The 10090-nt window shown below is 71.2% G+C and carries 11 protein-coding genes; 4 read left to right on the top strand and 7 right to left on the bottom strand.

Features of this window, described 5'->3' with window-relative positions; genetic code table 11:
• Window positions 1-95: 95 nt before the first annotated feature.
• Window positions 96-1121: a 6-phosphofructokinase gene (locus ACFW0G_RS41660; protein ID WP_378331064.1), complete on the bottom strand. Its 1026-nt coding sequence runs from the start codon at window positions 1119-1121 to the stop codon at window positions 96-98.
• A gap of 311 nt (window positions 1122-1432) precedes the next feature.
• Between ACFW0G_RS41660 and ACFW0G_RS41655 the strand changes: the two genes are divergently transcribed.
• Window positions 1433-2515 carry a 3-deoxy-7-phosphoheptulonate synthase gene (locus ACFW0G_RS41655; RefSeq protein WP_378331092.1) on the top strand — a complete coding sequence of 361 codons (1083 nt, stop codon included), beginning with the start codon at window positions 1433-1435 and terminating at the stop codon, window positions 2513-2515.
• A gap of 10 nt (window positions 2516-2525) precedes the next feature.
• On the opposite strand, the gene ACFW0G_RS41650 is transcribed toward ACFW0G_RS41655, so the two are convergent.
• Both ACFW0G_RS41650 and ACFW0G_RS41645 read right to left on the bottom strand, forming a co-directional pair.
• Window positions 2526-3032 carry a polyadenylate-specific 3'-exoribonuclease AS gene (locus tag ACFW0G_RS41650; RefSeq protein WP_378331063.1) on the bottom strand — a complete coding sequence of 169 codons (507 nt, stop codon included), beginning with the start codon at window positions 3030-3032 and terminating at the stop codon, window positions 2526-2528.
• Between the two features lie 17 nt (window positions 3033-3049).
• Complete coding sequence (locus ACFW0G_RS41645) at window positions 3050-3811, bottom strand: lysophospholipid acyltransferase family protein (protein ID WP_378331091.1); 762 nt, start codon at window positions 3809-3811, stop codon at window positions 3050-3052.
• Between the two features lie 225 nt (window positions 3812-4036).
• Between ACFW0G_RS41645 and ACFW0G_RS41640 the strand changes: the two genes are divergently transcribed.
• Genes ACFW0G_RS41640 through ACFW0G_RS41630 form a run of 3 tightly spaced genes read left to right on the top strand, consistent with a single transcriptional unit; the run spans window position 4037 to window position 6476 of the window.
• A complete protein-coding gene (locus ACFW0G_RS41640; protein ID WP_378331062.1) occupies window positions 4037-4807 on the top strand; it encodes an alpha/beta hydrolase in 771 nt (256 codons plus the stop codon).
• Window positions 4804-5316 (top strand): hypothetical protein, encoded by a 513-nt coding sequence (locus tag ACFW0G_RS41635; protein WP_378331061.1) that lies wholly within the window; start codon window positions 4804-4806, stop codon window positions 5314-5316. Before ACFW0G_RS41640 ends, ACFW0G_RS41635 begins: the two co-directional genes overlap by 4 nt.
• Before the next feature lie 20 nt (window positions 5317-5336).
• Window positions 5337-6476 (top strand): glutamate--cysteine ligase, encoded by a 1140-nt coding sequence (locus tag ACFW0G_RS41630; RefSeq protein ID WP_378331060.1) that lies wholly within the window; start codon window positions 5337-5339, stop codon window positions 6474-6476.
• Window positions 6477-6556: 80 nt separating this feature from the next.
• Here ACFW0G_RS41630 and ACFW0G_RS41625 read toward each other — a convergent pair whose 3' ends face one another.
• From ACFW0G_RS41625 to ACFW0G_RS41610, 4 genes are read right to left on the bottom strand one after another with little or no spacing between them, the layout of a single operon-like run.
• The gene (locus ACFW0G_RS41625; protein ID WP_378331059.1) at window positions 6557-7426 is read right to left on the bottom strand and encodes an NUDIX domain-containing protein; all 870 of its coding nucleotides are present in this window, start codon (window positions 7424-7426) and stop codon (window positions 6557-6559) included.
• Window positions 7427-7430: 4 nt separating this feature from the next.
• On the bottom strand, window positions 7431-8390 hold the full coding sequence (locus ACFW0G_RS41620) for an ROK family protein (protein ID WP_378331090.1): 960 nt from the start codon (window positions 8388-8390) through the stop codon (window positions 7431-7433).
• Window positions 8391-8408: 18 nt separating this feature from the next.
• Window positions 8409-8903: a hypothetical protein gene (locus ACFW0G_RS41615; protein ID WP_378331058.1), complete on the bottom strand. Its 495-nt coding sequence runs from the start codon at window positions 8901-8903 to the stop codon at window positions 8409-8411.
• A complete protein-coding gene (locus ACFW0G_RS41610; RefSeq protein WP_378331089.1) occupies window positions 8900-10057 on the bottom strand; it encodes an ArsA family ATPase in 1158 nt (385 codons plus the stop codon). The genes ACFW0G_RS41615 and ACFW0G_RS41610 overlap by 4 nt, the downstream gene beginning before the upstream one ends.
• Between the last annotated feature and the right edge of the window lie 33 nt (window positions 10058-10090).

Raw genomic sequence — 10090 nt, 5'->3', positions numbered from 1 at the left:
GACGTGCTGGCGCGGATCTGACGGGGACGTGCCGTTAAGGCCACCTTACGGGCGTCTGACGCCCGTAAGGTGGCCTTAACGGCATTTGGCGCTGCTCAGCCGAAGAAGACCTCGGCCTCTTCGTAGCGTTCGGCCGGGACGGTCTTGAGTTCCGCGGTGGCCTCGGACAGCTTCACCCGGACGATGTCGGTGCCCTTCAAGGCGACCATGACGCCGAAGTCGCCGTCCGCGACGGCGTCCACCGCGTGCAGGCCGAAGCGGGTGGCCAGGACCCGGTCGTACGCGGTCGGCGTGCCGCCGCGCTGGACGTGGCCGAGCACGACCGCGCGGGACTCCTTGCCGGTGCGGTGCGCGATCTCGTCGGCCAGCCAGGTGCCGATGCCGCCGAGCCGGACGTGCCCGAAGGCGTCCTTCTCGCCGGTGAGCAGCTTCTCCTCGCCGCCCTCGGGAAGCGCTCCCTCGGCGACGACGATGATCGGCGCGTACTCCTTCTCGAAGCGGCGTTCGACCCAGGAGACGACCTGCTCGACCGAGAAGTGCCGCTCCGGCACCAAAATCACGCTCGCGCCGCCGGCGAGGCCGGAGTGCAGCGCGATCCAGCCCGCGTGCCGTCCCATGACCTCGACGACCAGCGCGCGGTGGTGCGACTCGGCGGTGGTGTGCAGCCGGTCGATCGCCTCGGTGGCGATGGACACCGCGGTGTCGAAACCGAACGTGTAGTCGGTGGCGCCCAGGTCGTTGTCGATCGTCTTGGGCACGCCGACGACGCCGACGCCGTCGTCGGTGAGCCGCTTCGCCACGCCGAGGGTGTCCTCGCCGCCGATCGCGATCAGCGCGTCGACACCCTGGTCGGCGAGCACCTTCTTGATCTTCTCGACGCCGCCGTCGACCTTGTACGGGTTGGTCCGCGAGGACCGCAGGATCGTGCCGCCCCTGGTGAGGATGTCCTCGACGTCGCGGAGGCCCAGCGGCTTGCTCTCGCCGGTGAGCGGACCCTGCCACCCGTTGCGGAAGCCGACGAACTCCCAGTCGTGCACCTCGATGCCCTTGCGCACCACCGCGCGGATGACCGCGTTGAGCCCCGGGCAGTCGCCGCCGCCGGTCAGCACCCCGACACGCATCTGAAGCCTCCGTGTATGTCCTGTGGTTCGTGGAGATGACAGTCACATTTCGCCTTGCGACGCCAGGGTAGCGGCTTCCGTCTTGATCGGTGCAGGGCGGACCACAAGGGGAATCGGTACTCCCCTTCCGGCGCTCTGCTAGGGTGGCGCCCATGCAGCGCTATTTCTGGTTTACGAAGCCGGCCCCGGGTGGGCACGGCGGCGTGAACCTGCGCTGAGTCCCACCCCGAGCCGGAATCGCGACCGGCTCGGTGGTTCTCGCGGGGTCGGTGTCCATCAGGAAGGAACCACCCGCAGTGTCTCTCTCACCGCTGTCTCTCACCGCCGGGCCCGCCGACGTCACGCCGCTGGACGCGCGGCGCACGACGAGCATCAGCCCGCTCATCTCCCCCGCCCTGCTGCGCGAGGACCATCCCGTCGACGCGGCGGTGGCGAAGGTCGTGCACCAGGGCCGCGCGGAGACCGTCGACATCCTCGACGGCCGGGACGACCGGCTGCTCGTCGTCGTCGGCCCGTGCTCGGTGCACGACACCGAGGCCGCGCTCGACTACGCCCGCCGCCTGGCCGCGAAGGCCGAGGAACTGCGCGGCGAGCTGCACGTCGTCATGCGCGTGTACTTCGAGAAGCCGCGCACGACGCTGGGCTGGAAGGGCCTGATCAACGACCCCGACCTCGACGGGACGTTCGCGGTCAACAAGGGCCTGCGGATGGCGCGGCGGCTGCTGCTCGACGTGTCGGCGCTCGGCCTGCCGGTGGGCTGCGAGTTCCTCGACCCGATCACCCCGCAGTTCATCGCCGACGTCGTCACCTGGGGCTCGATCGGCGCGCGGACCGCCGCGAGCCAGGTGCACCGGCAGCTGTGCAGCGCGCTGTCGATGCCGGTGGGGATCAAGAACTCGACCGAGGGCGACGTCCAGGTCGCGGTGGACGCCACCCGCGCGGCGGCGGCGAGCCACGTCTTCGCCGGGATCAACTCCGACGGGCTGGCCGCGCTGCTCACGACGTCCGGGAACCCGGACTGCCACGTCATCCTGCGCGGCGGCTCGGCGGGGCCGAACCACGACGCCGCGACGGTGTCCGACACCCTCGCACGGCTGCGGAAGTCCGGGCTGGCGGAGCGGGTGATCATCGACGCGAGCCACGGCAACAGCGGGAAGGACCACGTCCGGCAGGCCGAGGTCGTCCGCGAGCTGGCCGGGCGGATCGGGGCCGGGGAGCGCGGCATCGCCGGTCTGATGCTGGAGAGCTTCCTCGCCGCCGGGCGCCAGGATCTCTCGCTGGGCCACGGTGACGAGCTGACCTACGGCCAGAGCATCACCGACGCCTGCATGGACTGGGACACCACCGCGGACCTGCTGGACGCCCTCGCCGAGGCCGTCCGCACCCGCCGCTGAGTGCCGCGGGTCAGGGGCGGGAGTTGGCGGGGCGGCGGCGCCAGACCTCCTCGATGACCTGCCAGCGGACGTAGTTGTGGCGGGCGTCGGCGAGGGCGTCGTGGGCGTCGGCGGGGGCGGCGGGCAGCTTCGGCTTGCCCGCGTCCTCCCAGCGCTGCCGCAGGTCGCGGGTGAAACGGGGAAGCTGCCGGGGCAGCGCGGGCATCGGGCCCCACAGCTGGGCCAGCGCGACGTGGTCGTACGCGGCGAACCAGGCCCACAGCTCGATCCCGCCGGGCGGTTTGCCCAGGAACTCCAGCAGATCCGTCCGGATGCGCTCTCGGCTGCGCCACGCCGGATCCCCCGGCGACGGCAGTTTCGGGAGCACGTTCTCGCGGACCCACGGCCCGGCCTTGGCGGGGTCGAAATCGGTGGAGACCGCGTAGAACTCGCGGCCACGTTCGTCAACGACACCGATCGACACCAGGTCGATCGTCACGCCGTCCTCGATGAATTCGGTGTCGTAGAAAAAACGCACCGGGGAACCCTAGTCGGTCAACCGACCTTGCTGTCGGGCACCCGGGCGGCGTCGGACGCGGACGGCTGCGACGGCACCTTGGGGCGCACTCCGGCGGCGTCGGCGGCCAGCAGCTCCTTGGCCTTGGCGGCGTAGATGTCGACGTACTCCTGGCCGGACAGCTCCATGAGCGCGTACATGATCTCGTCGGTGATGGAGCGCTCGATGAACCGGTCGCCCGAAAGGCCTTCGTAGCGCGAGAAGTCCAGCGGCTTGCCGAACCGGACCTCGAGGCGGCGCGGCCACCACATCTTCGAGCCGATCGGGTTGACCTTGTCGGTGCCGACCATCGCGACCGGGATCACCACCGCCCCGGATTCCAGCGCGATCCTGGCGACGCCGGTCTTGCCCTTGTACAGCCGTCCGTCCGGCGAGCGCGTGCCCTCCGGGTAGATGCCGAGCAGGTGGCCGTTGCGCACGAGCCGGATCGCGGTGTCCAGCGCGGCCTGCGCGGCGTTGCCGCCGGAGCGGTCGATCGGGAACTGCCCGACGCCGGTGAAGAACCATTTCTTCAGCAGGCCCTTGAAACCGGGCTCGGTGAAATACTCCGATTTGGCCGGGAAAGTCACCTTCCGCTTCACCCGCAGCGGCATGAAGAACGAGTCGGCGACGGCGAGATGGTTGCCGGCGAGGATGGCGCCCCCGGACTCCGGGATGTTCTCGGCGCCGACGACCTTGGTCGGCCACAGCAGCTTGAGCAGCGGTCCGATGAACACAAACTTCGCCAGCCAGTACAGCACGCCGCTCCGTCTCCTCACCCAAGCTCGGCCGAGTCCGACCCAGTCCGACGTACCAGAGTACGAAGCTAGGACGTCCTAGCACAACGCGAGCCACCCGGTTACCCGGCGGCAGCGACCGATCTCACAGCGCCCCGGCCGGGATCCGGGCGGTGGCCGGACGCCCACAACGCCGCCGGGCCGTGCGAACATAGATGGCCCACACCGATGGAGGAGGAAGGCGATCGCATGGGCGTTCTCGCCGGCGCTGAGCCGTTCGCTCACCCCGGTTCCACCGGCGCCGGATTCCTGCTGTGCCACGGGTTCACCGGCACTCCGGCGAGCATGCGCGCCTGGGGCGAGCACCTGGCGGCGGCCGGGTACGCCGTGCGCTGCCCGCTCCTGCCGGGGCACGGCACCCGGTGGCAGGACATGAACCGGACAGGATGGCAGGACTGGTACGGCCGGGTCCGCGAGGAACTGCTGGCGCTCAAGGCGGAGTGCCCGATCGTGTTCGTCGCCGGGCTGTCGATGGGCGGGACGCTGACGCTGCGGCTTGCCGAGGAGTTCGGCGCCGCGATCGCCGGGATCGTCCTGGTCAACCCGTCGGTGACGACGCTGCGCAGGGACGCGAAGTTCCTCCCGCTGCTGGCGCGGACCATCCCGTCGGTCGCCGCGATCTCGAACGACATCGCCAAGCCGGGGGTCACCGAACTGGCCTACTCCCGGACGCCGGTGCGCGCCGCCGCGAGCCTCGCGAAGCTCTGGGCGATCGTCCGGGCCGAGCTGCCGAAGGTCACCCAGCCGGTGCTGTTGCTGCACTCGGCCGTAGATCATGTCGTCGAACCGGTGAACGCGAAGATCATTCTGAACGAGATCGGCAGCACCGCGGCCACCGAGGTCATACTGGAACACAGTTTCCACGTCGCGACCCAGGACCACGACGCGGACCTGATCTTCACCCGCAGCGTCGAGTTCGCGCACTCGATCCGAGCGGGGCTGACGGAGGAAGCCAGATGAGCCGGGGGCCAGGCAAGGATGGGCCGGAAGACGTCGACGCGACGTTCGCCGAGATCGTCGCCGATCTGCGGGCCGAGGGTGTCGGCCTGCTATCCGAAGACGAGACGGTCGACACCGTCGACGACGCCATCGACACCGCCGAGCTGAAACTCGATCCGCCGAAACCGGAGACGACGGGCTCGACGGGGACGGCCGACGCGGGCTGGCGTGGCGGCGGGACGAACTGGGACAAGACGATGTTCTCCGAGGACCCCGCGTCCGACGACGAGCACTTCGTGCCCCCGGAGCCGCCGCCGCTGCCGCGTCCGCGCAAGGGCGCGTTCGTCGTGCTGCTGCTGTTCATCGTGGGACTGCTCCTGCTGATCATCCCTGGCTTCATCGGGATCAGCCAGACGGTCGCCACCCCGCTGGGGATCCTCGCGCTCGCGACCGCGATCGCGCTGCTGCTGCTCCGCGTCCGGCAGGGTCCCCCGCCCGGCGCCGATCCCAGCAACGGCGCCCAGGTCTGACCAGACCGGGGGAACCCCGCATGCACGTCGAGTTCACTCCGTCCCGCCGGTCCACGGTCGGCGCGGAGTGGGAGCTGGCGCTGGCCGACCGGCGCAGCGGCGAGCTGTCCTCGGTGGCCGAACGCGTCCTCGAAGCCGTCCGGCCGGAGGACGGCGGCGAGCATCCGAAGATCAAGCAGGAGCTGCTGCTCAACACGATCGAGGTGATCAGCGGGGTCTGCCGGACGGTCGGCGAGGTGAAGGCCGATCTGGGCGGGACGCTGGACACCGTGCACGCGGTGTGCGACCGGTTCGGTGTCGAGCCGTTCTCCGCCGGGACGCATCCGTTCTCCAGCTGGTACCAGCAGAAGGTCACCGACAAGGCGCGCTACGCCAAGCTGATCGACCGGACCCAGTGGTGGGGACGGCAGATGCTGGTCTACGGCGTCCACGTGCACGTCGGCGTCGAGCACCGTGAAAAGGTGCTCCCGATCCTCGACTCGCTGCTGATCTACGCGCCGCATCTGCAGGCGCTGTCGGCGTCTTCGCCGTACTGGGGCGCCGAGGACACCGGGTACGCGTCGAACCGGGCGCTGATGTTCCAGCAGCTGCCGACCGCGGGCCTGCCGTTCCAGTTCACGAAGTGGCCGGAGCTGGAGGACTACGTCGCCGACATGTTCACCACCGGCGTGATCGACGACTTCTCCGAGATCCGCTGGGACATCCGGCCCTCGCCGCGGCTCGGGACGATCGAGATGCGGGTGTGCGACGGGCTGCCGACGCTGGAGGAGGTCGGCGCGATCGCGGCGCTGACGCAGTGTCTGGTCGAGGATTTCAGCACCCGGCTCGACGACGGCGAGGTGCTGCCGACGCTTCCGCCGTGGCACGTCCAGGAGAACAAGTGGCGCGCGGCGCGCTACGGCACCGACGCGATCGTCATCCTCGACGCGCGGGGGCGGGAGCGGCTCGTCACCGAGGACGTCTGCGTGTTGCTCGACCGGCTGGAACCGGTGGCCCGGCGGCTGGACTGCGTGCGCGAGCTCCGGGACGTCGAGACGATCCTGCGGTACGGGCCGAGCTACCAGCGGCAGCGGGCGGTGGCCCGGCAGCACAACGGGAGTCTCAAGGCCGTGGTGGCGTCGCTGGTGTCGGAGATGCGGGACGGGATCTCGCGTACCTGAACGGACGACTCGCGTACCTGGATGGAGATCTCGCGTACCTGAATGGACAACTCGCGTGATTGGGGGCGTAACTCGCGTGATCAGGGGCGTAGCTCGGCGAGGAGGGTGGCGGGGCCGAGGATGGTGGCGCCGAGGGAGATGACGCGGGACTTGAGGTCCCGGTCGGCGGTGGCGACTACGACGTGGTTGCCGGGGTGGGCGCGGAGGTCGCGGGTGAGGGCGACGATGGCGGAGTCGCCGTCGGTTTCGGCGTCGACGACCTCGACGCCGGGGATCGGTTCGACGCCGCGGGCCTTGCCCTCCACGACGAGGAGCACGCGGGGCCACCAGGTCCAGTCCTGCCCGGCCCCGCCGCCCACGACGGTGTCCGGAAGGCCGGTCTCGGTCAGCGACGCGAGTTCGTCGCGCAGCCGGACGGCGGCGCCGAACCGGTCGCGCCACCAGCCGTCCGGCCGGGAACCGACGACGTTCGCGCCGTCGACGACGAGCACCAGCGTCCGGTCCAGCTGAGTGCGCAAACCCGGCCACGCCGCGGCGAAGTCGCGGTGCAGCCGGAACCCGGCGACGTCGTCCGGGCGGACCCAGCGCAGTTCGGCGCTCTCGGAATTCGCCACCCGCTCCTCGATCGTCCCGGTCACCGAAGCGACCACCGTGGTGTAGCGCCAATCCCCGTGTTCCAGCACCGACGCCGACAACGCGCGAACCGTGCCGGGCGCCACCGCGGCCTCCTCGTGCGCCTCGCGGACGGCCGCCTCGCGCGGGGTCTCCCCCGCTTCCAGCGCGCCGCCGGGCAGCGCCCACGTTCGCCCGTGATGCACCCACCACGCCCGGCGCTGCAGCAGCACCCCGCGCCCGGGATCCGACAGCAGCAGCCCCGCCGCGCCGTGCCTGCCCCAGTGCAGCCTGCCGCACGAACAGCGGACGAACACGTTCGCGGGGAGGGTAGTCATCCTCCTACCGTGACACACCGACCTGCGAATCGTCAGCCTTCGCGACGTCCATCGCCAGCGCGGCCGCGCCGACGATCGCGGTGTCGTCGCCCAGGTGCGCGGTCCGGATCCGGGCCAGCGGCCGGTACTTGGCGCCGGTGATCGCGCCCGCGTAGTGCTCGCGGGCCTCGTCGAGGAAGAGCGGCGCGGATTCCGACACCCCGCCGCCGATGACGATGATCTCCGGATCGAACACGTCCGCCACCAGCGCGAGTCCCTCGCCGAGCCATTTCGCCAGCTCCGCCATGGCCCGCTGGGCGATCGGGTCGCCGTCGCGGGCGGCGCCCGCCACCCGCCTGCCGGTGATCGAGCCGGGGTCCCCGGCGACCTCGCGGGCCAGCACGGTCGAGCGGCCCGGATACCGCGCCAGCAGCTCCACCGCGGTCGCCGCCAGCGCCGTCCCGCTGCAGTACCGCTCCCAGCAGCCGTACTTCCCGCACGGACAGGCCCGGCCGCCCGGCACCACGGTGAGATGACCGAGTTCGGGGGCGACGCCGTACGCGCCGCGGTAGATCTTCCCGTCGAGCAGCAGCCCGGCACCGATCCCGGTGCCGAGCGCCACCAGCGCGGCCACCTGGGCGCCCCGCGCGGCACCGAACCGGTGTTCGCCGACCACCGCGGAGTTCACGTCGTGCTCCAGCGTCACCGGCAGGCCGACGCGCTTTTCGATACGTTCGGCGACCGGCGCGTCCCGCCAGGCCAGATGCGGCGCGAACATGACCGTGCGGCGGTCCCGCGCGACGAACCCGGCGACGGCCAGCCCCACCCCGGCCACCTCGTGCCGGTTGCGGAGCGTCTCGACGACCCCGGCGATGGCGTCCTCCAGGGGACCTTCCTCGCTCGGCGTCGCCACCCGCGTTGTGTCCAGCATCGAGCCACGCTCGTCCACGACACCGGCTCGGACGCTCGTCCCGCCGACGTCCACCCCGATCGTCCGCACCGCTCAGTACTCCCGCTCCGCCTGCCAGTTGTCCCGCTTGCGGACCGTGATGCGCTGCACCCTCGGCGAGGCCGGGGCCCCGGCGGGCTCCGGCTCGCGCCGCGCGGGGTGGAACCCCGGCATGTGCACGCCGTCCTCCGGCTCCCACCGGTCCGCGAGCACCGCCCGCAGCAGGGCCACCAGCTGGGCGGCCTGTTCGAGCAGCCGCGCGACGAACTGTGTTGATGCGCTCTCGGCGGGAAAAAGCACCTCGAGCGCGGGTCGTTCACCGCGCAGAACGGCGACGATCGCACACAGTGGACACCAGCCGCATCCCGGGGTGTCTTCCCCGTGCTGCTCAGGCCCCTGCGCGCTGTCCTCTTCGGACATTCCGTGCCCGGCCTTGACGATGCCCTCCAGCCACGGCGCGGCGTGCTCGGCCACCAGCTCGACCAGCAGCCGGATCTCCTCGGCCAGCCGCAGCCCCTCGGCGCCGCCCGGGTTGTCCTGTTCGCTCACCCGTGCTCCCGATTCCCGGCGGCCAGGCTCACGACCAGGCCGTCCGCGTCGGATTCCGCGCCGGTGATCCGGCACGGCCGCAACGTCTCCGGCAGGGCGATGAGCCTGCGAAAGCCGTCCACGGTGATCGCCAGGTCGTCGTCGACGCGGGCGAGATCGACTTCGGCGTCCCGCCGCAGCGGGATCGCGACGCGCAGCCGGTAGCCACCGCCGTCCTCGACGACCTTCAGCAGCGGCGTGACCGTCTTTCCGTTGCCGGACAAGGGATCGAAGCCGTCGTACAGCTCCTGCGCGATCTCCAGCAACGCCGGCAGCCCGACCGGTTCGGCCGCCCGATGCTCGACCGTGGTGACCAGATCGGGCCCGAACCCGGCCTCGGCGAGTTCGGCGAGCACGGCGTTCTGCTGGGTGCGTCGGGTGCGGGCCCAGTTCGCCGCCGAACCCCGCCAGAACCCGGGCGCGGGCATGAGCCGGTTCGCGATCAGCCCGTCGACGGCGATGCCGCGCAGCGCGAGCGAGCTGAGCGTGCGCCGGGCTTCGGCGACGACGACGCGTTCCGGCGTCAGCACGAGACGGACGGTGGTGACGGCCGGGTCGGTGAGCAGCGCCCGCAACGACTCCAGATGCGTGCCGAGCTTGCGCACCGCCGCGGCGACCCGCGTGCGACGCCCCTTGGTCTGCCAGCCGAACACCCGGGTGAGATACCCCGAAACGGCCTCCGGCAACGCGAGCAGCCGCAACGTCTCGGCGGTCGGGCCGCAGTCGACGACGACGGTGTCCCACGGGCCGCGTTCGGCCAGCCGCTGCACCTCGGTGAGCGCGAGCAGTTCGTCGACGCCGGGCAGCACGGTCAGCTCTTCGGCGTCGAGCGTGTCCAGCCCCGCTCCCGCCAGCAGGGAGCGCAGCTCGTCACGCAGTTCGTGCCAGGTGTTGTCGACGAGCGTGCGGGAATCGATCTGCACCGCCGTCAAGAGACTGTCCACTTCGGACGGTTCGGCGCCGAGGACACGGCCGAAGGCGTCGCCGAGGGAATGCGCGGGATCGGTGGAGACCACGAGCGTCTTCCCGCCGCGCGCGGCCAGCGCCGCGGCGGTGGCCGCGGCGAGCGTCGTCTTCCCGACCCCCCCCTTGCCGGTGAACAGCAGGATCCGCATGACTGCCCTTCGGTGGTCGCCGGTGTGTTCAGC

Origin of the sequence: Amycolatopsis sp. NPDC058986 (assembly GCF_042741125.1) — a bacterium.
Taxonomy (GTDB): domain Bacteria; phylum Actinomycetota; class Actinomycetes; order Mycobacteriales; family Pseudonocardiaceae; genus Amycolatopsis.
The sequence above is the reverse complement of the archived record's forward strand: the minus strand, read 5'-3'. Positions and strand labels throughout refer to the sequence as shown.